1 pseudogene is annotated in these 233 nt (G+C 34.8%); it reads right to left on the reverse strand.

What is annotated here, in order from left to right:
* Positions 1 to 233: pseudogene (locus M901_RS17750) on the reverse strand (zinc carboxypeptidase); the annotation flags it as partial.

The following is a 233-nucleotide window of genomic DNA, read 5'->3' on the forward strand; positions in this document are numbered from 1 at the left end:
ATCAAATCGATGTTGTTTTACAGGATTGAACATTCCAAGTGTTGAGAGAATCTGTAGAGGGTTCTTCTTAACCCACAACCACGAACCTAATTCTAAAGTCCAAGGGATAAAAATACCTTTCTTTTGAGGGTTATCATTATTGAGATCAAAGAGATAATCCCATAAATCTCCACTTGTCGTATAAGATTCAGACTGTTGCTCAATATGATAAATATGATGAGGAAGACTTGTAT

Origin of the sequence: Bacteriovorax sp. DB6_IX (assembly GCF_000447775.1) — a bacterium.
Lineage (GTDB): Bacteria > Bdellovibrionota > Bacteriovoracia > Bacteriovoracales > Bacteriovoracaceae > Halobacteriovorax_A.